Consider the following 25,323-nt stretch of genomic DNA (forward strand, 5'->3'; position numbering starts at 1 on the left):
ATTATTCTCTTGCAAAAGCAAAGTTGTATCTAGTCCATTATCAATATATTCTAATGCTATATTTCTAGCACTACCTTGCCCACCATTACTTTTACAAATAAGACTAATACGCTTATCTTTTAAAAAATATTCTCTAGCAATAGCCACACTCTCATCACTACTGCCATCATCTACTAAAATAATCTCTAAATGCTTATAGCTTTGATTAATGATAGAATCTAAGCATTGTGCTAAGTATTTTTGCACATTATAAAATGGCACGATGATGGCGACTTTGGGCGTATGATTTTTGGCTTGCATAAATGCTCCTTTATATTGAGGTATTAAGCCACAAATTGGCTGTTTTTGTGAGCTGCGCGACATTATCGCTTGCAAAAAACTGCAAGGATTTAAGCGGATAGCGCGATGTAAGGTGCATAACATTTTCTAAATATTCAACTATTGCTTCACCAGAGTGGATAAGGATACTTTGGTGCTTGAAATACGCATCAAGTGCGGGCGCGATTAAAGGGAAATGCGTGCAGCCTAGAATAATAGCCTTAGGCGCAGCACCAAGCTCGCCAAAGTAATATCTAAAAGCACTCTCAAGCACTTCTCCCTCAAATAATCCCTCCTCCACTATAGGCACAAAAAGCCCAGTGGCAAGGCTTTTTAGATTCCAAAAGCCAATTTTTCTTAATCGTGTTTCATACTCACCAGAACTAATCGTAGCGCGCGTGGCTATGATTAAGATTTCAGAATCTGTATCGGCAACTTTTTTCTGCACGGCTAATACTCCGGGCTCAATCACTCCAACAATTGGGATTTTAGTGTGCTTTTGCATTTCTTTTAGCGCATACGCACTCACAGTGTTGCACGCTACGATGAGAATATCAATATGATGAGGAGCGAAAAACTCTAGCGCTTGGAGTGAAAATTGAATAATAGTCTGCTTATCTTTCACGCCATAAGGCACGCGCGCGGTATCTCCATAGTAGATAATTTCCTCAAAAAGTTTGGCATTTATAAGGCTTTTAAGCACGCTTAAACCCCCCACACCGCTATCAAATACACCTGCTTTCATTATTTCTCTTAGTTTGGGGCTACTCTTGTGCGTTCATCATATTTAGAAATTCTTCATTATTTTGGGTTTGCTTCATTTTAGAATAAATAAAAGTAAGCGCCTCCACATCGTCCATAGTGTGCATTACATTGCGCAGCATCCATATTTTTGTGAGATTTTCTTTGCCTAAGAGCAAATCATCTTTGCGCGTGCCGCTTTTTAGCACATCAAATGCAGGGTAGATTCTGCGGTCGGCGATACTGCGCGCTAGCACAATTTCGCTATTGCCTGTGCCTTTAAATTCCTCAAAAATCACTTCGTCCATTCTTGAGCCTGTCTCAATAAGCGCTGTGGCGATGATAGTAAGACTGCCGCCCTGCTCGATATTACGCGCTGCGCCAAAAAATCTCTTAGGCTTATGGAGCGCATTAGCATCAACGCCCCCGCTTAACACCTTGCCGCTTGATGGCGTGGCGGCATTATAAGCGCGCGCTAAACGCGTGATAGAATCTAGCAAGATCACCACATCTTTGCCCATTTCAACTTTGCGCTTTGCAGATTCTATAACTAAATCGGCTACGCGAATATGATTAGTCGCTGGCATATCAAATGTGGAGCTAAACACCTGCCCTTTTACGCTGCGCTCCATATCTGTTACTTCCTCTGGTCGCTCATCAACAAGCAGCACCATAAGTTCGACTTCGGGGTGATTTTTAGCAATGCCATGGGCTAGCTCTTTCATAAGCTCTGTTTTGCCTGTGCGCGGCGGGGCGACTATAAGCGCGCGCTGTCCTTTGCCAATAGGGCTAAATAAATCAAGCATACGCCCTGTAACTTTGTCTTTTTCATATTCGAGTTTTAGCTGGTGGTTAGGAAATAGGGGAGTTAGATTATCAAAAAGGGGGCGATTTTTATTCTCTTCAAGCGACATATAATTAATCGCCTCGATTTTAAGCAGTGCATAATATCGCTCTTGGTCTTTTGGCGCGCGCACTTGTCCGGTTACAATATCGCCATTACGAAGGGCAAAGCGGCGGATTTGTGATTGGGATACATAGGTGTCATTTTGACTATCTGCTAGACTTTCTGTCAAAGCGCGCAAGAAGCCATAGCCCTCATTTGTGATTTCTAAAATGCCTGAAAAGAGAATATAGCCGCCTTGATTAACTTGAGCTTTTAGAATCTCAAAAATCAAATCCTGTCGGCGGTAGTCGCTTGGGTTTTCAACGCCCACTTCCTCGGCGATGTTGATTAGGTGCTTAATGCTTTTGGTGCGCAATTCTTCTAGCTGGTAGCCCTCTACAGGTGTATGAGTTCGTTTATTATCTGCCATGAATGTCCTTAGTTAAAAAGAAGATTAATAAGTTTAAGAAGCCAATCTAAGCTTTTTACAGAATCTAAGATAGAAGCCAACTTTTTAAAGCCCTAAAAAGCTTAAAAAAGTGAAATAAAAAGCTGGATTTTATTCAAAACTAGCCCTTAAGTCAAGAGCTAACCTTTTAGAGCGTATTATTTTTAATATTTTGGTCTAAATCGGGGTGGATTTTATACACTTTATTTTTAATCTTAATTAAAATGCCTGTGTCGATGAGCTGCTTAAAAGTTTTTACAATAGTAGGCTTACTTACATTTAAATGCGCGATAATATCCTCATAAGAGCCATAAAAAATATTATCCTCATCACAATTATTCAGTAAAAATTGAATAATGGCAATTTTTTTGCCGCCCACAAAGGTGGAAATGGCGTTAATGAGCAGATTTTTAGACGCAAGCTCATCGGCTTGTAAAAATGGCAAGATAGCCTTATTAAGCGCGTGGAGTAGCTCCTCGACATTAATGGGCTTTAAAATATACCCATCTACGCGTAATCTAATGGCATCAAGGAGATATTTTGTCTCTGTATGTGCGGTGGTAATCACCACAGGCACATCAGGGTGCGTGCTTGAGCTGCGGATAGCATTAATAAGCTCAATGCCGCTCATTTTTGGCATAAGAATATCGGTTAGCACTAAATCAATTTTGTGCAGCCTAAAGAGATTGAGCGCTTCTTGCCCATTTTTTGCTACAAATAAACGCCCTACATAATCTTCAAGTAGCATACTTGTGAGATGGGCGGTATCTGCGTCATCTTCAGCATATAAAATCGTAAGTTTATTGAGTGCTTCTAGATTCATAATTAATCCTTTTGTGTTGGTATTTGGATAATAAATGCCGCTCCAAAGTATCCATTTCCCCATTGTTGATTTGATACATCAATACTGCCATTAAGCTGCCGCTCAATAATCTGCTTTGCCATATATAATCCCACGCCCGTGCCTACGGATTTGTGTTTGGTGGTGAAATAAGGCTCAAATACTTTTGTTTTATCTGCTAGATGAATGCCTCCAGCGTTATCCCGGACGCAAAGGGTGGTATTATATCCTAGCTTATCTAACGAAATTTCTATAAGGGGGTGCTTGAAATTGCTATCCTGCTGCATTTGGAGTGTTAGCGCGTCAATGGCGTTATTGATAAGGATTAAAATCACTTGTGTGAAGGAGTTTTGATAGCCATTAATTTTAATATGTGGGGCTTTAATTTGCACATCAACCCTAATAGCATATTCTTTCAACTGTTCTTTAAGCAGCTCGATAGAATCTGCAATGCTTTGGGCTAGCTCAAATGGCTCTGTATTTGTATCAGGGCGAAAGAAATTGCGGAAATTTTCAATGGTATTTGACATTTCTGTGGCAATTTTCATACCATATTGGGTTTGCTGTAGCACAAAATCATCATCAAGCTTTTTTTGCAACACTTTGCTTTTAAAGCTTTGAATAAGCACCATAAGTGAGTTGAGCGGCTGGCGCCATTGGTGTGCGATATTTTGTATCATCTCCCCCATAGACGCAAGGCGCGCTTGCTGATACATAATCAAATCTTTTTGGCGATTTTGTTCCACCTCATATTCGATAGATTTTTGCAAATTAGCATTAAGTGTTTGCAGCTCTTTAGTTTTAGAATCTACAAGCTGCTTTAAAAGCAAATGATTAGTATTAATAGACTGCCGAATGGAGAGCGCTAGAATAATAATTGTGGCGATAACAATAAACATAAAAATAGCTAGCACGATAAAGGTATTAGCATATAAAGAATCGGTAATATCTTTATCAAAATATGCAATATCAAAGGAGTTTAGAATCTGCTCTTCAAGCAGGCCAGTGATATTCTCCACATTAAAGCTAATAAAAGCCTCATCAATAGATTCTATAATCATCTGCTCTTTGGCTAAAAGATGTTGGATATGCTCATAATCTTGGGGCTTAAAGGTCTTAGCATACCATTTGCGTAATTGACTAATGGGCATATCTTGTTTTTTAGTAAGATTATACATTTTATACTGCTCCCACATCGCAAGGAGTTCAGGGAGGCTTTCTGGTGAGATATTATGCGTTTTATTAAGTAAATTAAGCGTATGCATATTGTAATTTTGCGGCGCGTTAATATCAAACTCACTTTTTAGCCCCATAAGCGCGAGTAACCCCACACTTGCCACAAGTGCAAACCCCACGACAATAATCCATACAAGGATAGTAGTTTGGGCTTGAAAGGAAGTTTTATTGATAAAATGCAAAAGGACATTTCTCATAGGCTAACCTTTAGTTTTAAATTTTTAACCTCTAATTTTAAGCCCTTAAAGCCCTACACAAGCTCTCTGCCATTGGCTAAAGCCTCACTTAGCGCGCGTGTGAGCAAGTCATATTGCAAAAATCGCTCTTTATTTTTCTTAAGTGAATAGCTAATCTGCTCTTGGAGCGTCTCTTGGGAGTTTAGCAGCTTAAGATGTTGGTTATTTAAATCTGCTAGTGTGCTTTGTATCTGCTCTAAATGATTAAGCACATTAGATTTATTAAGAATAAGCGCATTTATGTCATTTGTTAGCTCATCAATATGCTCTTTGGGCGATTTTTTATCCACCAAAGTGCGCAGCTGCCTATTTTGAGATTCTAGCAAATCTTGATAGGAGCTATCTTTTGTCATACACTCTTTTTTCTCTGCTTCATTTTGGGCAATTTGTGTGGTGATGCTATGGATTTGCTCGCTTAATGTATCAGCTTGCTTTTGCATACGCTCGATGTCAAATTCCACATTCATTTTATTTTTTAGCACTTCTTTAATGCGCGGCATAGTCCAGGTATTACCATTACTATCAATAATGCTTGGCTTTTTGAAAGTATCATGGTGTAGTGTAATGGGCGCGCCATTATAAAACTCAATGAATGCTGTGGCATTTGCATTATCTTTAGCGCATAGTTCTAAAAGCTCCTTTGCTACCACTTCAAACATCACCCACGCGTATTTCTGCACTAATCCCATACAATAAATACTCTTTGCTAGAGAATCTACCTCACTAATATGCAGACTTTCAAGATACACGCGCAGTTTTTGAATGGCAAAAAAGCTAAAGCGCTCATTAAAGCTTAAATTATCAATACTAGTTAAATCAATATCATTATGCAAAATATTAAGTGTATTTTGCACGATAAGTGATTGGATATTGGTGGTTAAAAGCGCGTTATCAAGGGCTTTTTTATCATCATTATTTAGCACATTAATATGCGAGCTAGAATTGATTTTGCGAATTTCGCTATTAATTTTTACAATCTCATAATCAAATTGAGAAACTTTAAGATGACCATCTTTAAAAAACAGCGCATCGCGCGGCTGTATGCCAAAGACCTGCCTTAATGCAGCCTTGAGCGCATCTCTTTTTGCGCTTGTTTGTAAATCAAGCATAGAATCTGCAAAATTACAAAGCGCTTTAAAGTCCTCATCTGCAGGTGCTTTAGGATTAAAATGGGGCATTTTATCTTTTAAAAAATTATAAATGCGCTGCACATACAGATTGTGTGTAGGATTTTTAATGCGCGTAATAACTTGCAATTGGTGTTTATCATAATGCACAAAGCAGCCTAGCCCACATTGATTATAAAAATGCAAAATGCCCATACGAATGTCATTTTCCATTTGCGGATTAGATTCTAATAGCTCAAATAGCGCCTTTTGACTAGCAAGCTTAGCCTCTGTCACATTAATATGCTGCGCAAAGCTTTCATGCAAAATACGCAAAGTCTCATCATAAATAGAGCGATTCATTATTGTGCTTTTGGTTTATTTTGCTTGCGCGATAGAATCTGCGCAATTTGCTCTTGTGAGGCTTCTTGTATAGCCTTAAATGTGCCAAAATAATCTAATAGTCTTTTTATTTGGGCTTTGGTGTATGATGTATCATTCATAGTTTGTGCCTTTTGTATGTCTTTTTGCTTTTTGTGGCGATGATAGCTAATAGCATATCTATGCACTTCATCGCGGAGTTTTTGGCAGAATTGTAATCTTTTATCATTTGCTTTTAGTTTAAATTCTCCCTTTTGTGTGCGTAATATATCAAGCGCACTGCCCTTAGCGCGATATGCCCTAGCATTATGCTTCATTTTTGCAATGGCCACCACATCTACATTTGCGCCCACACTTTTTAAAATATCAAGCGCTATATTTATCTGCGCCCTGCCTCCATCAAGCAGCCACAAATCAGGTGGAGGATTAGATTCAAAGCTTTTTGCGCGGCGGGAGAGCATTTCTTGCATTTGGGTGTATTCATCACTACCACAAAGCTCATATCGGCGGTATTTTGCGCGGATAAAATTATTATTTTCATACACCACCATACCGCCTACATTGTGCGCGCCGCTGTGATGAGAGGTATCAAATACTTCAATACTATAAGGAATTTGATTTAGGGCTAAAAGCTCTTTTAGATTAAGCAATGCCTTTAGCTCCTCATTATGCTGCTGTGCGTGTAGGCGTAGGATTTCAAGAGCATTTTTATGCGCTAAAAGTAATAAATCTTTTTTCTTGCCCTTTTGGGGTTGGATAATTTTTAGGCGACTTTGCGTTTGTTTTTGGAGTAGCGCTTGTAAAGAGGGCAAATCATCAAATGCAAAAAAAGGGATTAAAATTTCTTGCGGAGGCAAGGGCAGGGGCATTTTGTAGCGATTAAGTAGTGCTTGTGTGTAAAGCTCTGGGAGATTATGGGTTTGTATATCTTGGTGAAGTAGCGCAAAATCACTAGAGACAATGCGTCCATTGCGCACAAAAAGCGTCATTAAAATATGTGAATGCTGAGCAGATTTATGGTTAGATTCTGTATTTTTAGATTCTATAGAATCTAAATGCACGCCAGCGAGTATAAACACATCATAATCGCCACTTCGCATATCAACTATAGATTGATTTTTCATCTGCGTAATCTTGTGGATTCTATCGCGCATTTTAGCGGCTTCTTCAAATTGCAGATTCTGTGCAAGGGCTTGCATTTTAGAATCTAAAATATCTATAAGCTCTCTTTTATCCTCAATAAGTGCAATGCCTTTAGCAATAGTTTTGGCATATGCTTGTGGTGAAATTTTATTTTCGCAAGGAGCTGGGCATTTATTGATTTGATGAAAGATGCAAGCCTTCTTCCCATGCAGGCAAGATTTTTTCTGCACAAGAGGCAAAGTCTCATATAAGCTTTCAAGCAGCTCTCTAGCCCCGCTCACAAAGGGACCAAAATACTCAATCTCATTTGATTTAAGCACTTGGCGCGTGAGTTCAAAGCGTGGGTAGGGTAGGGATTTATCGACATAAATATATGGATAGGTTTTATCATCGCGCAGGAGGATATTGTATTTGGGTTTTAAGCTTTTAATGAGTGAATTTTCAAGTATAAGCGCATCTTGCTCATTACTAGTAAGCAGCGTGTGAATGCGCGCAATTTGGGACACCATAAGGCTTATGCGCTGGCTTAAATTTGCCTTTGGAGCGATGGTGTTATGAGTTAGGCTAAAGTAGCTTTTTATGCGATTTTTGAGATTTTTTGCCTTGCCCACATAGAGCAGATTCTCAAATTTATCAAAATATTGATAAATGCCTGCACTGCTAGGCAAGTTGCGTATATGCTCTAGGAGATTGTAGGCATTATTGCTCATTTTGGCTATCCCACTGGCGTTTAATGCTTACACGCAGGGCTTCTATTTTATCAAATATTATAGAATCTGTGGCAAGATTTATAAACTCTCCATTAGAATGCTCATAATATCTTTGTATGCTTTTTAGCTCTATTTTAGGCTTTAGAATGTGGCTTGGCACATAGGCGCGTATTTTTTGTATGCTAGAGAGTGTGGGGAAAGTCTGTTTATGCTGCCTTAAAGTCTCTATTATGTGTTTATGTTTATAATGATTAAATTCCGCGCACAAGGCTTGATGCTTAAAAGCAAAGAGGAGCTGCTCATTTTTTATAGTAAGAAAGAGAATCTGCTCTTTTTCAAGGGGAGTAAGACACATATTTTTAAAGCGTGCTAGCTCATCTTGCTCTAAAAGTTTATGGGCAAGGAGCGGATAATCCTGCTTAAGATGGGAGAATATATGTTGCATAGTTTTTGTTTTCATAGCGTGATTTTAGCATATTTAGTATTTATTTTTAGCGGCTGCGGATACAAAGCTCCGCCATTTTACAAACAAGCGCCAAGCCAATCTCAAGAGGTAATAACACAGGATAATCCAACCCAAAAAAAGATACTTTTTCAAGGGATAGATTCTACACCCTCACCCACGCAAGAAACACAGGAGTAGCATAATGGGACAATATGATGTAATCATTATAGGCGCAGGAGTAGCTGGACTTTACTGCGCGCAAGCCTTACCGCCGCATTTAAAAGTGCTTATTTTATGTAAATCACAGCCATGGGAGTGCAATACTTTTTACGCACAAGGGGGCATTAGTATCGCAAAAGATAACAAAGACATTCCCCTGCATATACAAGATACGCTCCTAGCAGGCGCGCAGTTAAATAACCCAAAATGCGTAGAGATGCTTATAGAGCAGAGCGCTCCTATTCTTAGTGAGCTTATCAAAAATGGCTTTTTGCTTGATAGAGATGAGCAAGGCAAGCTGCTCTATGCCAAAGAGGGCGGGCATTCAAAGGCTAGAATTGTGCATGCTGGCGGCGATGCCACAGGGCGCAATCTACACACGCACTTAATTGGCAATCTCCGTGCCACATTGTGGAAAAACGCCGAAGTGGTGGATTTGCTTATTGAAGAGGATAAGTGCTTTGGCGTTTGTGTGCAGACAAAGCTAGGTTTGCATAATTTATATGCTCATCATATTGTTATTGCTAGCGGAGGTGTGGGGGGATTATTTAAGTATCACACTAATGCTAACACCATAAGCAGCGATTTGCATGGCATTATTTTGGAGCATAATCTTGCTTTGCAAGATATGGAAATGCTGCAGTTTCACCCCACAGCCTATGTGAGCAATCCACAAGCGAGAAAATACCTTATCTCTGAGGCTGTGCGCGGAGAGGGTGGCATTATCGTAGATAGAGATGGCAAGCGATTTTTATTTGATTATGACAAGCGCGGTGAGCTAGCCCCACGCGATATTGTGGCGCGTGGGATTATGGATTATTGCTTGAAAAATAAGCAAGAAGCATTTTTAGATTTAAGCGCTTTTGATTTAGAGGGGTTTAGGCGGCGCTTTCCTAATATTTATCGTGATTTAAGCACCTTTAAACTTAATATTCCTTATGAAAAAATCCCATTTTCACCGGCGTTTCACTACTCAATGGGCGGCATTGCTGTAGATGAAAAAGGGCTTGTAAAAACTATGAGTAACCTCTATGCCATAGGTGAATGTGCCTGCAATGGCGTGCATGGGGCAAATCGCCTCGCGTCTAATTCTCTGCTAGAAGGGCTTGTCTTTGGTAAAATTGTAGCTAATCATATCGCAAATAATCCCACGCATACGCCTATTAGGCATTTTCCGCTATGCGATGAGGTGTTAGAAAAAGAAGGCGATGTGCGGCTTAAGAATGTGCTGCGCGATATTATGTGGGATAAGGTAGGCATTATCCGCTCACAAAGTGGGCTAGATTCTGCATTGGGTGGGATTGAAGTGATGTTAGAATCTAATATCGGGCGTATGCTGCGTTTGCGCCTGCTTGTAGCAAGAAAGATTATTCAATCCGCCCTTGCGCGTAAAAGTAGTCTAGGTGCGCATTTCCGCATTGATTAGAATCTAAATTTAATCAATGCAGTGGCTTACAAATTTTGAGAAATTATCAATAATTAAGCCACCTTTGCGAAAGCCTAGCCCGCAAGATTCATAGGCAAAAAACACATTAGGTTGATAAAATGCGCCATTGTGGCCATTAAGCTCATAAAAGGCTTGATAAAGGGGTTTGTGATTAGTGTATATGCCCTCTTTAGATTCTATAATATTACCCTGCACATCGCTAATAGCGACATTTGCGCCTTCTCTACCAAAGGCGGGTTTGCACACTTGTTTATGAAAGGGCAGCATAGAATCTGCTAGTGGCTCAAAGCTCGCAGGGAGCAAGAGCGGGTGATTAGGGAATAAATCCCATAGAATCTTTAGCATTCTTTTGCTTTGAAATAAAAGCGTATAAGCAGGATTTAGAAAAATCGTATTGTGATTTTGCATCATTTCACTCATTAAAAGCGCGAGTTCAGGCTCATCAATAGCGACATTCTCCCACGGGATAAGCTTAAATAAAAATTCATAATTCACCCCCTCAAAGCTTACCCCCTCACTTGCTGAAAAGCTCACTTTATCAATAGGTGCAAACTCGCTTCTAAAGCCAGATTCTCTAGCGATATATTCTAAAAAACGCGTGGTGGTAATATCCTCTATAGAATCTGTCATACTTGAAAATAAAATCCCCCAGCCCTCATACAGCTCATCAAAGCGCGAGACATCTTCGCTCAAAGTAATTAATCGCTTAAAATTATCGCTCAAAGCATTGTGGATATTATTAAATTGCGCGCTTTCATCAAGGTGATTGTATTTGAGGATTGCCCATTGCAAAAGTGCGCTTTCATAAAGCATAGTGGGCGTATCAGCGTTAAATTCAAGTAGTTTTATAGGCTTACCATTAAGCCCGCCTGCTAAGTCAAATCGCCCATACAAATGCCAGTGTATATCCTCCTCCCAACTTTGTTTAATCGCGCCAATAAGGCTAGGAGGAATATCTAGCTCAAAAAATAAATCATGCTCTATCACATACTCTCCAGCCTCCACATACATATCATAGAGCGTATTGCCAGCCTCATAGAATGCTTCTGCTTCATCTTGTGTGATGTGGATAAGTTCATCACTCACATACGCGCTATTGTCGCTATCTGTGTGCCATTGCAAGCCCATAGATTCTAAAGCGGCGTTATTTGGGACTGAAAGTGTTGAGAGTTTCATATTTGCTCCTTTTGTCTTCTAAAAATAAAAGCAGGCATTCAATTTGTATGCAACTACGCAAGAGGATAGAATCTAGCCGCCATAGCTTTGATTTGTCTTGCCCGCACTGCTTGTGTTATTCCCACCAAAAAAGCCGCTTTTGCCGCTACTAGATTTTGCGCTGCTCGTGGTTGATTTGGTATTATTAAAGCTATTTTTGCTTCGCTCATAGGCTTGAGGGGATTTGTAGTTGCGCTGCGCGTTGGCTTGATAGTTAGGATTATTAAAGAGTTTATTGCCAATATAGCTACCTAAAATCGCTCCGGCTGCACTTGCTAAAATCGCTCCACCAAGTCCTAAACCACCGCCACTAGGGTTTGTAAGCTCACTTGTGCCATTATCAATTTTTACTTCCTCTTGCTTAATGAGTTCATCAACTTCCTCTTGCGTGAGCATACGCTCTTGGCCATTTTTGTCTTTAAGCACTACGCGTGTTTGCTCGCTTGGATACTCCTCAAGCACTTTATAGCTGCCATCTGCTTGCTCCTCTATGATCACAAATGCTCCATTTTTTTGGCTATTTTGCAGTGCGGCATTGAGTTCATTATTATTCTTGCCCTGCTCGCAGCCATTAAGGGCAAATATCGCCATAACGCCAAGTCCCCCCACCATAGCATAATTTTTAATCGTGCGAATATGCTTCATCATCGCTCCTTTGTGAAAAAATAAATATCATTATATCAAAGCTACTTTTTTATGATGTAAATGGATATATAAATGCAGCACATCAAGGCTAGCAGGCGTAATCCCACTAATCTCGCTCGCTTCAAAAAGGCTTTTTGGATTAAAGGTTTTAAGCTTTTCAATCACTTCAAGGCTAAGTCCGGGTATGCCCTCAAAAACAAAGTCTCTAGGAATTTCTACTTGCAGCATTTGCTCCATTTGCGCAATTTGCATCTTTTGCTTTTGCATATAATCAAAATACTTAGATTCTATAAAAATTTGTTTGAGTGCGCACTCGCTTATATCTTGCGCCTCTGTAATGCCACACGCCACAAGAAGCGCGCGCAAATGTGCATTGTCTATCTCCTCGCGCCCAATAATGTGAATAAGCAGCGTTTTATCGCTAATGGGTGCAAGATTTATAGAATCTAAAAGGGCTAGATTCTCACTTGAGGGCGTAAGGTAGCGATTTTGCAAGGTATGCATAATGCTTTGGATTTGCTCTCTATCGCGCATAACTTCCTCATAGCGCGCCTTGTCAATTAAACCAAATTCATACCCATAAGGAGAGAGGCGCAAATACGCATTATCCTCACGCAGTAAAAGCCTATATTCCGCGCGTGAGGTAAAAACACGATAAGGCTCTTTTGTGCCTTTAGTCACTAAATCATCAATCATAACGCCGATATAGCCTTCATTGCGCGATAAGCTAAAGCTTTTGCCCTGCAGTGATAACACAGCATTAATACCTGCCATAATACCCTGTGCCGCGGCTTCCTCATAGCCTGTTGTGCCATTTATTTGCCCCGCTAGAAATAAATTTGCACATTTTTTTACCTCAAGCGTGTGATAAAGCTCTGTAGGCTCTACATAATCATACTCAATAGCATAGCCATAGCGCGTAATATGTGCATTTTCTAGGCCCTGTATGCTATGAATTACTGCTTCTTGCACATCAATTGGCAGCGAGGTTGAAAGCCCATTAATGTAATATTCTGTCGCTTCTTTGGTTTGTGGCTCTAAGAAAAGCTGATGACGAGATTTATCCGCAAAGCGATTGATTTTATCCTCAATGCTTGGGCAGTATCTTGGTCCCACACCCTCAATTTGTCCTGTAAAAAGCGGCGCGCGGTGGAAGTTTTGGCGAATGATGTTATGAGTTGTTTCATTTGTGTAAGTAACAAAGCAGGGGAGCTGTGTAGGCGAAAAATCTTTTGTTTTAAAGCTAAAGTGCGGAGGGATTTCATCGCCATTATGCACCTCAAGGCAAGTAAAATCAATGCTGCGCCCATCAATGCGCGGGCAAGTGCCTGTTTTTAGCCGACCTACTTTTAAGCCCATATCTAAAAGCGAGTGGCTTAGATTCTGTGGAGCAGGCTCGCCAAATCGCCCATTATGTAGCTTTGTTTCGCCAATATGCACTAAGCCTCTTAAAAATGTGCCTGTGGTGAGAATAATTTTTTTAGCATAGTAGGTATTGCCAAGATTTGTGCGAATGCCACGCGCCACATACCTGCCTTGCGTATCGCGCTCATAGAGTAAAGATTCTACGCTTTCTTGTGAGATAGTGAGATTTTTAGTATTTAAGGCTATAGTTTTGGCAATAATGCTGTATCTATCCATATCAATCTGCGCCCTTGTGCCACGCACAGCAGGACCTTTTGAGGAGTTTAAGATTCTAAATTGAATGCCGCATTTATCAGTGATTTCACCCATAACGCCCCCCAGCGCGTCAATCTCTTTGACTAAATGCCCTTTGCCCAGCCCACCAACAGCAGGATTACAGCTTGCTAGCGCGATATTTTGAATAAGGATTGTTACAAGATGCGTCTTAGCGCCCATTTTCGCACTAGCAATGCTCGCCTCAAGCCCCGCATGCCCGCCGCCAACCACCAACACATCATATTCCATATATATCCTTGAGAGAAAAGTATAATTCTTATAAAAACGCGGCGCATTTTACTCTATCTTTGGTTATTTTTTGATATTCTCACGCTCAAATCTTGGCTTTGGGATAAAGGGCTAAATACAAACGCAAAAAGAGGTTAAGGATTAGGAGATGAAAAAGGCATCTTTACGCCATATTGGCGTGTTTTCTAAAATGAGTGAGCAGAGTTTAGAGTCGCTTGCGCATATTGCAAGGTTTCAGTGTATTAGCAAAGATGAGATTGTGTATTATGAGGGAGAGCTGCTCTATTCGGCATATTTTCTTATAAATGGGCTTGTAGAGCTTTACAAAATGGATAAGAATGATAATGAATTATTCTTATGCTATGTAGATAGTAAGAATGAGCATAATAGGCTTATTAATTCTTTTAGCGCATTTAAGCCATATGAGGCTTCTGCGAGCGTGCATGCTTTGCTTGATAGCGAGCTTGTTTTGTTTGATTTAACCCAACTTCAGGAGCTTATCCACCATAATCTTGAGGTAAGTAACGCCTTGCTTTATGCCATAATCGACAAAGGCAATGTCTTTAAGCAGTTTATTAATTCTAAGGAGATGTATGATAGTAGCGCGCGCGTGGCGCATTTGCTATTCACGCAGCCTAAATATTTTAATCAAACACAAAGGCAGGTCATTGCTAGAGAGCTAAACATTAAGCTTGAGACCCTAAGCCGCATTTTGCAAAAAATGCTCCAGCAAAATCTCATCGCTAAAAACGCACATGGTGATATTTACATTAGCGATATGCAGGCTTTTGTCGCTACTTTTGCCATTTAGTGCGTGTATAGCATAAGGCAATCTTAAAGCATAAAAAAGGCTTTTTTAAGATTAATGCCCTTTTGCAGGCTAGATTCTATAATCTCCACAATACGCGCGCTTGTATCACCTAGCCCAAAGGGGTGAGATATAGAATCTAGCCTAGCTTGAAAGCTCTTAGATTCTATGGTGCTAATAGCTTGCAAAATGGCATCTCTATAAGCCTTTTTGCAAGCAGGATTTGATGTAGCCTTTGATGTGCTAGATTCTATCGCAGCAGGATTTGGCGAAAGCACAGAATCTGGCATAAATCGCCCCTGCTGCCTATGCCCGATATTAATGGTCGGCACTTGTAAGATAGGTGCTTCACTAAGCCCACTTGAGCTATTACCAATGACAAAGCGCGCAAGCTTTAGCGCAGAGAGATAGCCTACACGCCCAAGAGAGGCACAGAGTAAGATTCTATGTGGATATTTGCGCGCAAATGTTTCTAGCACCGCATTAATATTTGCCCCTAGCGCATCGGCATTTGCCTTTGTGGCGATGATGTTATAGGGTGTTTTTAGCAGGGCTTGCAAGAGTAGTATAATTTCATCTGCTGGATTGCTAGATTCTAAAGTGCTTGAATGAAAGGTAAGTAGGCAAAAGTTGGAGAGAAAATCTTGTGAAATATGCAGTCTTTGAGAGAGCTGCATAGAATCTAACAGCACTGTATTAGCAATATTTTCTACCGCCAAAGACCCCACATTAAACACCCGCTCTGGTGCTTCACCAAGCTGTATAAGCCTTTTAGCATAAAGCGCAGTGGCTGGAAAATGCAAATAACTCATCTTAGAGATGCAATGCCGCATATACTCATCATTCGCACCCTGCGTGCTTTCACCCCCTGCTATGTGGGCTATGGGGATATTTGCATTTGCGCACGCAATAGCTGCGGCAAATGCCTCATACCTATCGCCTAGGAGAATAAGCATATCGCAAGGATTTGCCAAAAAATACGCACTAAAGCGTGTAATACCCTTTGCAATGGCGTTTGCAATATCTTGGCGCGTGTTTGAATTACGGCTTAAAATAGGGATTTTTGCCGCGATAGTAAAGCCATCAGATTCTATCTCTTTGTAAGTGCTGCCGTGGCGAGGTTGCAAATGCGCGCCTGTAGCGATGATACGCAAGGAAAAATGTGTATTTGCTTTTATCTTGCGTGCAAGTGGATAGAGCAGACCCCACTCCGCGCGTGTGCCAGTAACGATAGCTAGAGAATATGTGCGATTATGCGGGTTTTGCGAGTTATGTAAGATAGGGCTTTGTGGGGTGGTATGATGATATGGAGCTGTCTGCTGCGAGGCTAGATTCTGTGGAGACTCGGTTGTATGGGCGTTTGAGGTGTGATAGCGTGCGCGAGCATGCGCAGATTTAGCATTTTTCTTTGAGGAGCATGAAGGCTTCGGCGTAGATTGGGGAGTCATTTAGTATTGCCCCCCCCCCCCGCTGAATTGTGAGCATCTAAGCTTAAATTAACCTTAGATACCGCGTCCGCTCCGCGGGTAGAACCTCTAAGCAAAGCCAAAGATTCTATGTTTTTGAGCGCGCGCGGGAATGGCAGGGGTGCTACTTCGCTTTCATACAAGCTCATAATCTCGCATTTTTTAGCAAAATAAGGGCTAATATCCACAAACACATTGGGCATAAAGCTCTGCACGCTAAGGCTTGGGGCAAATTCGCTCTCACTTAGCACCTCCATCATTAGCACGCGCTCGATGCTAGGGTAGCGAAACGACTTTGTGCAAGCAAAGGCGCATTCAAAAATCACACGATGGTCGCTATGCACATCATAACAAAATGGCAGATACACGATATGTGGCTCTATGGCTTTAAAAATCGCGCTAAATGCGCCAATAATCTCCCCACGCGGCAGTGTATCTAGCTGCATAGTGGGAAATCCTAGCCTATGGACACTATCAAAGCCATACGCTAGGCTTACTGCCTCTATTTCTTGCTCCCTTTTTGCAATTACTGCTTTGTCAAAGCCAAATGTTTCAAAGATATCAGTGCAGAAAATGCAGTGGATTCTATGCCCTTGGGCTTTATGCTTTAGTAGCGTGCCGCCAGCGCCTAAAGTCTCATCATCAGGGTGCGTGGCGATAACTACAATATCTTTTATCTGCTTTTCATCAAGGCTAACAAAGTGTTGTTTTGACATACCATTTCCTTTCTTTTGTATCAATACTCTTTACAAAATCGACGATGTTTTGCGCCGCCCTCTCATCGCCATAAGGATTTACAAGGCTTTGAATATGCGCGCGATAGGTTGTATCAAAGCAGGCTTGCTCTAAGGCTTGTATAATCTCGCCCTCTTCATGCTCTACAAAGCGCACATTTCCCGCATTGAGCCGTCCTTTTTGGCGATTACCGATATTGACTACGGGCAGCTTATAAAATGGTGCTTCTAAAATCCCCATGCTTGAATTCCCTGCTAGAGCTAAACTATGGCGCATAAGGTTAATAAAAATCTCGCGCGGCAGGGTTTTATAAAATCTCATAAATGGATATTTTGCCTCGCCTTGTGTGATAGCCTCTAAAATCTTATAACTTCCCGGGTCGGTGTTTGGGTAAATGCCCACAATCTTAAGATTATGCTTAGTAGCAAATGCAGCACAAGATTCTATAGCAACATGCATTTGATGATAGGCTTGCTCTACTTCAGAGCTTAGCGGGTGCTTTAAAAGCACAAAATAATCGCTAGATTCTATATCCAAATCCAAAAACTCGCTTAAAATCTTGCGCGATTTATGCTCAACATGTGCGATATTAGCATACGAAGAATTCCCGCTAAAGCAGATACGCCATCTATCCTCGCCAATTTTTGCAAGATTATCCGCATACACTTGCGCAGTGGTGCAGTGGATATGCGCTAACTTTGAGCAAGCAAAGCGGATAGGGTCATCAGCATTGCCATACACAGGGTCGCCCCCGCCGCAATGAATGGTCAAAATATCCATATAATTTCCCACCACACAAGTAGCGATACTCTCCTCCCTATCGCCTAGCACCAGCAAGAAATCAGGCTTTTCGCGCTCTGCAGTTTGGGTAAGCGCGGCAATGAGTAGCCCCACGCCTTTAGCGCGCTGTGTTAGCCTATCGGTGCTTAAGAGGCAATCGATTTTATCCGCAATCCTAAAGCCATCAGATTCTATTCTTTTATAAGTATTGCCATGAATATCGCTTAGATGTGCATTTGCTACGGCGATACACACCTCAAAGCCCGCTTTTTCAAAGGCTTTTAAAATGGGATACAAAATATCATATTCACTGCGTATGCCGCTTACTGCTAAGATTTTCATAGCACCTCCTTAAGAATATTTATAAAACATATGTTATTTAGAATCTAGATTCTATAAATGCCTGCGCTTGTGCAAAATGCTCAATCTCAACATGCGCAAAATCACAAGGCATGAGCCGTGCATAGCCGCGCTTAAGCCATATGCTATAGAGCCCTGCATTATTTGCGCCAAGTATATCTGTGCGCGGATTATCGCCGATAAATGCACACGCGCTAGATTCTACACCAAGCTTTTGGAGAATCCGCTTATAGGCATTAATATGAGGCTTTTCATACGCTGCTCCCTCTGCTCTTGCATACTCTATAGCAATATGCGCGCTTTTATCTAGCCCTAGGAGCTTAACTTTATGCGCTTGGGCTTGCAGGCTACCATTAGTGAGAATGCCAATTTTTAGCCCCCTTTCCTTTGCGTATGCCAAAAATGCGTGCGCATCTTCATAGAGATGAAGTTTTGCAGGGTGGCTTTGATAGAGGTTAAAAAGCTCTTCTTGCCGGCTTTTTGTATAAAAATCAAAGCTCTTTAGCCAATCGCCAAAAATATCCTTTGAGCTTAGGCGAAAGTCATCTGCAAGGATAGGCGCAACAAGGCTAGAATCTAGCCCATAGCGTGTGCAAAACGCATAGCAGACAGATTCTACAAAAATATTTTCATCATAAAGGGTGTTGTCCAAATCGCAGATAATAGCCTGCATATATCTCCTTTTTAAGCTCTCGCATGCAAAAACTCCTTAATTATACCCCATTTTCCCACCACTGCGTAAAATATCGATAAAATCGCGCTTTTTGCTGCATAAGATATGCTCTATCAAGTGCTATTTCTTCACCTAGGGCGAGTTTAAGTGCTAGATAGGGGAAGTTTAGCCCTAAATGCGTATCAATGCCGCTGCTTGCGCCAAGACGCGGGTTTAAGTCAAATAGCACTAAATCGCCACTTTCATTATAGGCTAGCTCCATATTGTTAGTAAAATCTAGCCTAAATGCGCTAATCACACCACTGCAAAGCTCCTCTAACTCCTTATCATAATCCACACTTCCCCGATATGTTTGGCTTGCATTTCCCCATTCGCGTATGTGGCGCATGGTGAAAAGATTGCGCCCTTTGCTACAAAGCGAGTAGGCAGATATGAAAGGTGCGCGTAAATGCTCCATAATGATAAGTTCATTATCGCCTTTCAATGCTGCTTCAAAAAATGAGAGCGTTACTGCGCCATCGGGTTTATTACTAAAAATATCTGTGCGTAAATGCTCGCTTAGCACATACACGCCACGCCCCCCGCGACCAAAGCGCGGCTTTACCACTAGCAATTTATCCGGATAGCCAAGCGTATAAATTGCTTCTAAAAAAGTCTCATAATCGCTTGCTAAGCGATACTTTGGCGCATGCTTTGGCATTTTTTGCAAGAGTATCTCATACACCGCGCCTTTATCATAGGCTTGTATCAAGTCCGCATACTCGCCAACCATAATAGGCACACTAAAGCGCGACTTATGCTTTGCAAGGGCTAGATTATCCTCATTCCCACAAGGCACGATAATATCAATGCCATACTCCTGCGTGGCTTTTAGCAATGCCTCGATATAGCTTTCCTCGCTTTGCGCGCTATCTGGGCTAATGAAAAATCTATCCACAAAATGCCGCCCACACGCACCGCTAAAGGCATCACAGCCTACTAAAAATACTTCGCGTTCGCCATTATGCCTTAGTGCTAGCAGTCCATCAGGGCTTGTAAGCCCGCCAATAGTGGTAACTAAGATTCTAAGCTTTTTCATGGAGTGCCTCCTTTAAGATATGTGTGATGTAGGTAATGTCTTTTAGCTTTAGCGCGCAGTGTAGGGGCAGGGAGATGTGGTTTTGGGGTGTTTGTGGCGTGTGGGGGATAAAATGCACACGCGCATTAGAATCTAGCGTGGCATCTAGCCTAGAATCTAATCTAGAATGCAAGGCACGAGCATCTGGTTTTGACATAGTAGAATCTGGCGCGCGAGATTGTAGGGATTCTAGTAGCGGCTGCTTGTGTAGCAGTGGCTTATAGGGTGCATCGGCATAGATATTACGCGCCTTTAAGTAGGCTAAAACAGCACTTACATCATGCTTATGTAGAAATACAATAAAGCGCCAATAGCTATGGTAAAAGCCCAGCGGTATTTCTTGAAAGCTCACTATGCCGCGTTTATATAATGGAGCAAGCGCGCGTTTATAAGCAGCGGCTAATTTATTGCGATAGGTAAGATTAGATTCTAGTGCCTCTAAGCCCTCACACCCTAAAATCGCATTAAACTCGCCTAAGCGGTAGTTTTCCCCAAGTGCTATGAAAGATTCTCCTGCCTCCTTTGGCGCGCTAGCATCTAGCCCGCGATTTGCTAATGCCCTGCATTTGCGCGCTAAAGCCTCATCATTGCACACTATCATGCCCCCTTCACCACAGGGCAGAATCTTAGTGCTAAAAAAGCTAAACACGCCAATATCGCCAATACTCCCTGCGCGATGTATCTTCCCTTGTTTATCCATAGCCTGCGCGCCATGCGCGTGCGAGCAGTCCTCAATAAGTGTAATGCCCCGCTTTTTGCATAAGGATTTAATGGCAAAAATATCCTTGCTTATAAGCCCGGCAAAATGCACAAGAACTACGGCTTTAATGCGTCTAGATTCTGTAGTCTTAAGTGCTTCTTGCAAGATATCAAGAGAGAGCATAAAATCCTTATCGCACTCCACAAGCACCAAATCCGCACCACAATTAAGCACGCTACTTGCATTAGCAAAAAATGTCTGCGTAGGCACAAGCACGGCTTTATTTGTAATGCTATGTGCTTGTGCTGCGTGGCGCGTGCTATCACTGCTGCGCCCAAGCCCTAGCGCGCGAAATACTACATTAAGCGCAGAAGTGCAAGAATTTGTAGCAATGCCATGTCGCAGCCCACAATAGCGCGCAAAAGATTGCTCAAACTCCTGCACGGCTTTCCCCATGGTAAGCATGGATTTACCCTCAAGCATGGCGCGCGTTTTGCTTAGAATGCGCTTAATTTGGGCATGGGAGAAGTGGGGGAAGGCACTGAAATAGGCTTTAGATTCTGTTATAGAATCTAGATTCTCTAAAGATAGATTATTTCTCTGCTTTTTCATTGCAAGCCTCCATTTTGCAAAATATCGCGCACATACGCTTGCAAGCCTACTTCAACGCTCATAGGAGCAAAGCCTAAGAGTTGTTGTGCTTTGCTAATATCAAGCCGCGAGTTAAATGGATTTGGCGAGGGTTTTGGGCTTAGGATAAGCTGGGAAGTTGAGCCAAGCGCGTCTATAAGCGTGCGCGCGATAAAGCTTGTAGGCTTAGAATCTAGGCTACCGATAAGAAATAGCTCATAGGGTTTAAGCCCTTGCACGCGGCTTGCAGACTTAAGCGCGTTTATGGCGTCTTGGACATATAGGATATTGCGATACACCGCGCCATTGCTAAAAAGCTCGATGTCTTTACCCTCTAGCGCGCTTTTGGCGAATTCATACACCACGCCGCCTAAATGATGTAAGCCAAAAATCGCAGGAAAGCGCAGGGTGATAACCTGCAGATGAGGATTTTTGCGCGTAGCAAGTAGGAGCAGGCTCTCACAAATGTATTTGGCAAGCGCGTAGTTGCTTAAAGGGGCTATGGGAGAAGATTCTGTGATGATAGGCTCTTGTGTGACGTGATAGGGCGATTTAAAATTGCTAGAATCTAGCTTTAGCGTAGCACTAGATTCTATAGCAATAGAATCTAGGCTTGATGTGGGGCTAGATTCTGGGCTTGGTGGGTGGGCAAAGACAGAGGCGGTAGAGGTAAAAATAATCTTTGGGATATTTCGCGTGGTGGCGAAGTCTATGAGGCGCAGCGTTGGCGTAATGGTGTAATCATGGTAATCATGGTAATCATGGCTAGCGTATTCTACCATAGATGCCAGATGAAAAGCAAGTGAAAACTCATATTTTTTGAGTGAGTTTTCATTAAGATTCTTTAGCTCAAGACACTCATAGATAAAATTTTCATGTGCGAAGTTTGTATGCCTATCATTGTTATTACGCGCTAAAAGCGTGCGGGATAAAAACCCGCCATTGCGCCTACGCCCAATGCCAAGCACCTTAGCCCCGCTTGCACATAGTGCCGCACAAAGCCACGAGCCTAGAAACCCGCTCGCACCCGTTACTAAAATATATCTATCCATAACACTCCTCCCTTGCGGGCAAGGAGGTTAGAAATAGGTTTCTATGTAGCTCCTTGCCATTTTTAAGCCATAATGCACGGGCTTTGGCGTGATAAGGCGTTTATAAATAAACATCTCTATCATCGCTTCTACCCAGTTTTCACTCGCAGCAAAACTAAGCGCACTCCCACCGCCTAAACGAGGATTTACCTCGATGAATATAGGCTCATTTTGAGCTGTGATAAAGGCTTGCACATTTATCGCGCCCACAAAGTGCGTCTTTGTCGCCATTGCACGAATATAAGATTCTAAGGACTTGACATCACACACCTCGCCTTTAGTGGATTTACCCTCCCGCACATCAATGCGCTTGCGCGGGATAATATAAAGCGGCTGCCCCTGTGCATCAAAGAGGCAATCAATGGTATATTCTTGCCCGGTAACGAGATATTGCGTAATGTAGAGGCTTTGGGCTTGCTTTTGCACATGCTTTTGATTTGGCGCATGGTTTGATTTATGCTTTGTATCACTTGCGTTACTTTTTTCACTTTGCCCCCCCCCCCGTTAAATCTGTATAGTATTGCTCTAGTTGTGTTTTTGAAAGTATTGTAATACCCGCACCACCGCGACCAAAGCGGGGCTTTAGCACGCCATGGTGGGTAAAAAGCGCGGTTTTTGGTGTGGGGATATTATGCGCGCGGAAAAAGCGATATGTTTTCCATTTATCAAGGAAAGTTTGTATGGTGCGGGGTGGTGAGATAAAAACTGCTATACCCTCTCTTGCAAGCTTTGTGCGGCGCATACTCCAGCCTAGCAGGCTTTCATCAAGGGTGGGGATAACCACATCGATATGATGTTTTATAAGCAACTCTTGCGTGTGCTCCCATAAATGCGCATCATTTGCGCGGGGCATGATGATAAAATCATCGCACAAGTGTGCTGCGGCGTTAAAATCACTAATATCACTGCCACACACTCTATGTCCGGCTGCTTTAATGGCGCTAATCATAGCCGTGCTTGTGAGGCTGCCGCTTGCTTCGATAAGGATATTTAGGGCTTTCACTACGCGCCCCCTTGCGTGCGCGCTTTTTTATGCGCTTTATCGCGCTTTAGCACCACATAGTAGCGACTCTCCTCTATGGTGCTATCAAGCTCATTGGTGCTTATGCGCTTATGCAGCCAAATGATAGAAAAGCCTGTGCTAGCAAAGAGCCGCTCAATCTTTGCTCTATCAAAAAAGCTTTGAATCGTGCCTTTTTCATGTGCTTCTTGGACTTGGATTTCATCAGTAAAGTAGGACGTGTTAAGATTGCTAAAGCCATGGGTGGATTCTGCGCCAATGAGTGAGACAAAGATATATTCTTTGCTTACGCGCGCGATTTCTTGGACAAGGTTTAAGGCTAGTGCAAAGGGCAGGGAGTCAAGCACGCCATAGCTTATGGAAAAATCAAAAAAATTATCGCTAAAAGGGATATGCTGCCCATCATAGAGGCAAAACTGCGGGCGGATAAAATGCTTAGATTTTCTATGGCTTTGCGCTTGTAGCTCTGCCATGGAAAGGGCGTTTTGTGAAATATCAATGCCATAGGCTTTTATACCAAATTCGCCCACGAGGATACTCTGCCTACCAATCCCACAGCCAAAATCAAGTGCTTTTAAGGATTGCTCTTTTTGGTAATTTTCAGGGAGTGCTGCGCCCTGTGCGTGCTGGGTAATGTTTGTAAAAACTGGTTGCGCGCTCATCTCATGCAACCTTTGGGATTTTGCCATTTCTTCATTATGCCCCCCCCCCCGTTAGTTGTAAAGCATTTTGCGCACTAGATTCTATATTTCGTATAGAATCTAGATTCTCTAAGGACGCACGCAAATGATTCTCTTGCGAATGTTTAGATGAATTGTGAGTAACGCCTATGCCGGATTGATAAAAATCCCCTTTATAAATCACATCGCAAAATTCCTCCTCGCCCAATCTCTTGCGGATAAAGCGATTTAAAAAGCGCACCACTTCTTCATGCGGATAAAATATGACATTTTCGCCACGCGCGTAGCTGGCGTTCCATTGGTCGATTTTGAGAAAATCCATATAACTCCTTTTGTTTTTAGATTTCTATAGAATCTAGATTCTGTAGCAAGCTGCGCAAATAGCCACCACAAAAACAATCACTATTGTTTAATAAAAAACACGCTCAAACTATCCCCCACCGGGAGTGGCGTAAGATTATGCGCTTTGGCAAATTCATCAACGGCTTGCTTTGTGCCCTCATAAGTGGGGTTAAAATAATCATCAATTAGCATTAGCCCCCCCCCCCGTTAATCGTGGATAAAAAAATTCGCAGCCGCTTAAAATAGGCTGATACAAATCCACATCGATATTGACAAAGCAAAATTGCTCATTTTCTGGGACTTGCGCGGCGGTCTCTGGGAAGTAGCCTTTGATAAAGTGGCATTTGTTGAGATGGGGCATTTTAGACTTGACAAGCTCCAAAGAGGTATCGCCAAACTCGCCTTTTTTAGCGGTAGAGAAGCCTTTTTGATTATCTAGCTCGCAGTCTTTGGCATTAAAGCCCTCAAAGGTATCTAGCAAATACAGCTCTTTAGTGCTAAACACACGATTAATATGCCGCGCTGTATCGCCTCTATGCACGCCAAGTTCAGCGCATGCGCCTTGAATGCCGCGTTTATTAAAGAGCATAGCTAGATTATTAATAAAGGCTATGCGCGCATGCACATAGGTATCTGCAAGCTGTGTATTAATCTTATCGCGTGGTATGTGTAGAGCTTGTAGTGTTTCTAGCACGTTCTTATACGCATAAGTGCCGACAAAAATTTCATCAAAAGGCGTATTTTGCAAGATTTCCGGGGCATATACGGGATAGTCTTTGCCCTCAATGGTTAGCGTGGTGTTTTGCTTTGTGGGATTAGAATCTATAAAGCCTAAAATATCATAGTCTAAGCAGATGTGTAAGGCGACTTGCGCGCCACGTGTGCCTGCGCCATAGATAAATGCGTTTTTCATACTTGCTCCTTTAGCGGTGAAACTCTAAGGAGCGCTCAGGCTTTAGACGCGTGCTAGGAAG

The 25,323-nt window shown here is 42.1% G+C and carries 26 protein-coding genes and 1 pseudogene; 3 read left to right on the plus strand and 24 right to left on the minus strand.

Going from position 1 to position 25,323, the window contains the following annotated elements:
* Positions 1-44: 44 nt before the first annotated feature.
* The 8 genes and pseudogenes from LS71_RS09865 to LS71_RS03065 form a co-directional block, all read right to left on the minus strand.
* Positions 45-300 (minus strand): annotated as a pseudogene (locus LS71_RS09865) (glycosyltransferase family 2 protein); the annotation flags it as partial.
* A 10-nt stretch (positions 301-310) separates the two neighbouring features.
* Positions 311-1,063, minus strand: coding sequence for a glutamate racemase (gene murI, locus LS71_RS03035; RefSeq protein WP_034353910.1), 753 nt, complete (start codon positions 1,061-1,063; stop codon positions 311-313).
* A gap of 19 nt (positions 1,064-1,082) precedes the next feature.
* Positions 1,083-2,375, minus strand: coding sequence for a transcription termination factor Rho (rho, locus tag LS71_RS03040; protein WP_034353911.1), 1,293 nt, complete (start codon positions 2,373-2,375; stop codon positions 1,083-1,085).
* Between the two features lie 166 nt (positions 2,376-2,541).
* Positions 2,542-3,216, minus strand: coding sequence for a response regulator (locus LS71_RS03045; RefSeq protein ID WP_034353914.1), 675 nt, complete (start codon positions 3,214-3,216; stop codon positions 2,542-2,544).
* A 2-nt stretch (positions 3,217-3,218) separates the two neighbouring features.
* Positions 3,219-4,667, minus strand: a complete 1,449-nt coding sequence (locus tag LS71_RS03050) for a sensor histidine kinase (protein WP_034353915.1) — start codon at positions 4,665-4,667, stop codon at positions 3,219-3,221.
* A 53-nt stretch (positions 4,668-4,720) separates the two neighbouring features.
* On the minus strand, positions 4,721-6,175 hold the full coding sequence (locus tag LS71_RS03055; RefSeq protein ID WP_034353917.1) for a hypothetical protein: 1,455 nt from the start codon (positions 6,173-6,175) through the stop codon (positions 4,721-4,723).
* Entirely contained in the window at positions 6,175-8,046 is a 1,872-nt protein-coding gene (gene uvrC, locus LS71_RS03060; RefSeq protein WP_034353919.1) for an excinuclease ABC subunit UvrC, read from the minus strand. The genes LS71_RS03055 and uvrC overlap by 1 nt, the downstream gene beginning before the upstream one ends.
* The gene (locus tag LS71_RS03065; RefSeq protein WP_194145647.1) at positions 8,036-8,491 is read right to left on the minus strand and encodes a hypothetical protein; all 456 of its coding nucleotides are present in this window, start codon (positions 8,489-8,491) and stop codon (positions 8,036-8,038) included. Before LS71_RS03065 ends, uvrC begins: the two co-directional genes overlap by 11 nt.
* Between LS71_RS03065 and LS71_RS03070 the strand changes: the two genes are divergently transcribed.
* A complete protein-coding gene (locus LS71_RS03070) occupies positions 8,483-8,689 on the plus strand; it encodes a hypothetical protein (protein WP_034353925.1) in 207 nt (68 codons plus the stop codon). The genes LS71_RS03065 and LS71_RS03070 overlap by 9 nt on opposite strands.
* Positions 8,690-8,693: 4 nt before the next feature.
* Positions 8,694-10,136, plus strand: coding sequence for an L-aspartate oxidase (nadB, locus tag LS71_RS03075; RefSeq protein ID WP_034353928.1), 1,443 nt, complete (start codon positions 8,694-8,696; stop codon positions 10,134-10,136).
* Positions 10,137-10,145: 9 nt separating this feature from the next.
* Here nadB and LS71_RS03080 read toward each other — a convergent pair whose 3' ends face one another.
* The 3 genes from LS71_RS03080 to mnmG all read right to left on the minus strand — a co-directional run bounded on the left by LS71_RS03080 (position 10,146) and on the right by mnmG (position 13,952).
* Positions 10,146-11,333 carry a glutathionylspermidine synthase family protein gene (locus tag LS71_RS03080; protein WP_034353929.1) on the minus strand — a complete coding sequence of 396 codons (1,188 nt, stop codon included), beginning with the start codon at positions 11,331-11,333 and terminating at the stop codon, positions 10,146-10,148.
* A gap of 72 nt (positions 11,334-11,405) precedes the next feature.
* Positions 11,406-12,017: a UPF0323 family lipoprotein gene (locus LS71_RS03085; RefSeq protein WP_034353932.1), complete on the minus strand. Its 612-nt coding sequence runs from the start codon at positions 12,015-12,017 to the stop codon at positions 11,406-11,408.
* Positions 12,018-12,047: 30 nt separating this feature from the next.
* On the minus strand, positions 12,048-13,952 hold the full coding sequence (mnmG, locus tag LS71_RS03090; protein ID WP_194145658.1) for a tRNA uridine-5-carboxymethylaminomethyl(34) synthesis enzyme MnmG: 1,905 nt from the start codon (positions 13,950-13,952) through the stop codon (positions 12,048-12,050).
* Positions 13,953-14,094: 142 nt separating this feature from the next.
* Between mnmG and LS71_RS03095 the strand changes: the two genes are divergently transcribed.
* A complete protein-coding gene (locus LS71_RS03095) occupies positions 14,095-14,757 on the plus strand; it encodes a Crp/Fnr family transcriptional regulator (protein ID WP_034353935.1) in 663 nt (220 codons plus the stop codon).
* Between the two features lie 23 nt (positions 14,758-14,780).
* On the opposite strand, the gene neuC (LS71_RS03100) is transcribed toward LS71_RS03095, so the two are convergent.
* From neuC (LS71_RS03100) to LS71_RS03155, 13 genes are all read right to left on the minus strand, one after another.
* Positions 14,781-16,202 carry a UDP-N-acetylglucosamine 2-epimerase gene (gene neuC, locus LS71_RS03100; protein WP_081946250.1) on the minus strand — a complete coding sequence of 474 codons (1,422 nt, stop codon included), beginning with the start codon at positions 16,200-16,202 and terminating at the stop codon, positions 14,781-14,783.
* Positions 16,199-16,936 carry a PIG-L deacetylase family protein gene (locus LS71_RS03105; RefSeq protein ID WP_194145648.1) on the minus strand — a complete coding sequence of 246 codons (738 nt, stop codon included), beginning with the start codon at positions 16,934-16,936 and terminating at the stop codon, positions 16,199-16,201. Before LS71_RS03105 ends, neuC (LS71_RS03100) begins: the two co-directional genes overlap by 4 nt.
* On the minus strand, positions 16,914-18,077 hold the full coding sequence (neuC, locus tag LS71_RS03110; RefSeq protein WP_034353938.1) for a UDP-N-acetylglucosamine 2-epimerase: 1,164 nt from the start codon (positions 18,075-18,077) through the stop codon (positions 16,914-16,916). The genes LS71_RS03105 and neuC (LS71_RS03110) overlap by 23 nt, the downstream gene beginning before the upstream one ends.
* A 37-nt stretch (positions 18,078-18,114) precedes the next feature.
* On the minus strand, positions 18,115-18,768 hold the full coding sequence (locus tag LS71_RS03115) for an HAD family hydrolase (RefSeq protein WP_034353941.1): 654 nt from the start codon (positions 18,766-18,768) through the stop codon (positions 18,115-18,117).
* 40 nt (positions 18,769-18,808) lie between these two features.
* Positions 18,809-19,846, minus strand: coding sequence for an ATP-grasp domain-containing protein (locus LS71_RS03120; protein WP_034353943.1), 1,038 nt, complete (start codon positions 19,844-19,846; stop codon positions 18,809-18,811).
* The gene (locus LS71_RS03125; RefSeq protein ID WP_052057934.1) at positions 19,833-21,197 is read right to left on the minus strand and encodes a DegT/DnrJ/EryC1/StrS family aminotransferase; all 1,365 of its coding nucleotides are present in this window, start codon (positions 21,195-21,197) and stop codon (positions 19,833-19,835) included. The genes LS71_RS03120 and LS71_RS03125 overlap by 14 nt, the downstream gene beginning before the upstream one ends.
* Positions 21,194-22,267 (minus strand): NAD-dependent epimerase/dehydratase family protein, encoded by a 1,074-nt coding sequence (locus LS71_RS03130; RefSeq protein ID WP_034353947.1) that lies wholly within the window; start codon positions 22,265-22,267, stop codon positions 21,194-21,196. Before LS71_RS03130 ends, LS71_RS03125 begins: the two co-directional genes overlap by 4 nt.
* Positions 22,268-22,294: 27 nt before the next feature.
* Positions 22,295-22,732 carry an ATP-grasp domain-containing protein gene (locus tag LS71_RS03135; protein WP_052057936.1) on the minus strand — a complete coding sequence of 146 codons (438 nt, stop codon included), beginning with the start codon at positions 22,730-22,732 and terminating at the stop codon, positions 22,295-22,297.
* A 58-nt stretch (positions 22,733-22,790) separates the two neighbouring features.
* Positions 22,791-23,309, minus strand: coding sequence for an ATP-grasp domain-containing protein (locus tag LS71_RS03140; protein ID WP_034353950.1), 519 nt, complete (start codon positions 23,307-23,309; stop codon positions 22,791-22,793).
* Positions 23,309-23,989 carry a class I SAM-dependent methyltransferase gene (locus tag LS71_RS03145; RefSeq protein WP_081946251.1) on the minus strand — a complete coding sequence of 227 codons (681 nt, stop codon included), beginning with the start codon at positions 23,987-23,989 and terminating at the stop codon, positions 23,309-23,311. The genes LS71_RS03140 and LS71_RS03145 overlap by 1 nt, the downstream gene beginning before the upstream one ends.
* Positions 23,990-24,023: 34 nt before the next feature.
* Entirely contained in the window at positions 24,024-24,329 is a 306-nt protein-coding gene (locus LS71_RS03150; protein WP_034353952.1) for a hypothetical protein, read from the minus strand.
* Between the two features lie 80 nt (positions 24,330-24,409).
* Positions 24,410-24,541, minus strand: coding sequence for a hypothetical protein (locus LS71_RS09785; protein ID WP_275050979.1), 132 nt, complete (start codon positions 24,539-24,541; stop codon positions 24,410-24,412).
* Positions 24,531-25,262 (minus strand): TylF/MycF/NovP-related O-methyltransferase, encoded by a 732-nt coding sequence (locus LS71_RS03155; protein WP_138109807.1) that lies wholly within the window; start codon positions 25,260-25,262, stop codon positions 24,531-24,533. Before LS71_RS03155 ends, LS71_RS09785 begins: the two co-directional genes overlap by 11 nt.
* Positions 25,263-25,323 lie beyond the last annotated feature (61 nt).

This window comes from Helicobacter jaachi (assembly GCF_000763135.2).
Lineage (GTDB): Bacteria > Campylobacterota > Campylobacteria > Campylobacterales > Helicobacteraceae > Helicobacter_C > Helicobacter_C jaachi.

What these genes read in the sequence shown, in the direction of transcription:
- murI (WP_034353910.1), bottom strand. Translation starts at nt 1,063, where the DNA reads ATGAAAGCAGGTGTATTTGATAGCGGTGTGGGGGGTTTAAGCGTGCTT.
- rho (WP_034353911.1), bottom strand. Translation starts at nt 2,375, where the DNA reads ATGGCAGATAATAAACGAACTCATACACCTGTAGAGGGCTACCAGCTA.
- LS71_RS03045 (WP_034353914.1), bottom strand. Translation starts at nt 3,216, where the DNA reads ATGAATCTAGAAGCACTCAATAAACTTACGATTTTATATGCTGAAGAT.
- LS71_RS03050 (WP_034353915.1), bottom strand. Translation starts at nt 4,667, where the DNA reads ATGAGAAATGTCCTTTTGCATTTTATCAATAAAACTTCCTTTCAAGCC.
- LS71_RS03055 (WP_034353917.1), bottom strand. Translation starts at nt 6,175, where the DNA reads ATGAATCGCTCTATTTATGATGAGACTTTGCGTATTTTGCATGAAAGC.
- uvrC (WP_034353919.1), bottom strand. Translation starts at nt 8,046, where the DNA reads ATGAGCAATAATGCCTACAATCTCCTAGAGCATATACGCAACTTGCCT.
- LS71_RS03070 (WP_034353925.1), top strand. Translation starts at nt 8,483, where the DNA reads ATGTTGCATAGTTTTTGTTTTCATAGCGTGATTTTAGCATATTTAGTA.
- LS71_RS03065 (WP_194145647.1), bottom strand. Translation starts at nt 8,491, where the DNA reads ATGCAACATATATTCTCCCATCTTAAGCAGGATTATCCGCTCCTTGCC.
- nadB (WP_034353928.1), top strand. Translation starts at nt 8,694, where the DNA reads ATGGGACAATATGATGTAATCATTATAGGCGCAGGAGTAGCTGGACTT.
- LS71_RS03080 (WP_034353929.1), bottom strand. Translation starts at nt 11,333, where the DNA reads ATGAAACTCTCAACACTTTCAGTCCCAAATAACGCCGCTTTAGAATCT.
- LS71_RS03085 (WP_034353932.1), bottom strand. Translation starts at nt 12,017, where the DNA reads ATGAAGCATATTCGCACGATTAAAAATTATGCTATGGTGGGGGGACTT.
- LS71_RS03095 (WP_034353935.1), top strand. Translation starts at nt 14,095, where the DNA reads ATGAAAAAGGCATCTTTACGCCATATTGGCGTGTTTTCTAAAATGAGT.
- neuC (WP_081946250.1), bottom strand. Translation starts at nt 16,202, where the DNA reads ATGACTCCCCAATCTACGCCGAAGCCTTCATGCTCCTCAAAGAAAAAT.
- LS71_RS03105 (WP_194145648.1), bottom strand. Translation starts at nt 16,936, where the DNA reads ATGTCAAAACAACACTTTGTTAGCCTTGATGAAAAGCAGATAAAAGAT.
- neuC (WP_034353938.1), bottom strand. Translation starts at nt 18,077, where the DNA reads ATGAAAATCTTAGCAGTAAGCGGCATACGCAGTGAATATGATATTTTG.
- LS71_RS03115 (WP_034353941.1), bottom strand. Translation starts at nt 18,768, where the DNA reads ATGCAGGCTATTATCTGCGATTTGGACAACACCCTTTATGATGAAAAT.
- LS71_RS03120 (WP_034353943.1), bottom strand. Translation starts at nt 19,846, where the DNA reads ATGAAAAAGCTTAGAATCTTAGTTACCACTATTGGCGGGCTTACAAGC.
- LS71_RS03125 (WP_052057934.1), bottom strand. Translation starts at nt 21,197, where the DNA reads ATGAAAAAGCAGAGAAATAATCTATCTTTAGAGAATCTAGATTCTATA.
- LS71_RS03130 (WP_034353947.1), bottom strand. Translation starts at nt 22,267, where the DNA reads ATGGATAGATATATTTTAGTAACGGGTGCGAGCGGGTTTCTAGGCTCG.
- LS71_RS03145 (WP_081946251.1), bottom strand. Translation starts at nt 23,989, where the DNA reads ATGAGCGCGCAACCAGTTTTTACAAACATTACCCAGCACGCACAGGGC.
- LS71_RS03150 (WP_034353952.1), bottom strand. Translation starts at nt 24,329, where the DNA reads ATGGATTTTCTCAAAATCGACCAATGGAACGCCAGCTACGCGCGTGGC.
- LS71_RS09785 (WP_275050979.1), bottom strand. Translation starts at nt 24,541, where the DNA reads ATGCTAATTGATGATTATTTTAACCCCACTTATGAGGGCACAAAGCAA.
- LS71_RS03155 (WP_138109807.1), bottom strand. Translation starts at nt 25,262, where the DNA reads ATGAAAAACGCATTTATCTATGGCGCAGGCACACGTGGCGCGCAAGTC.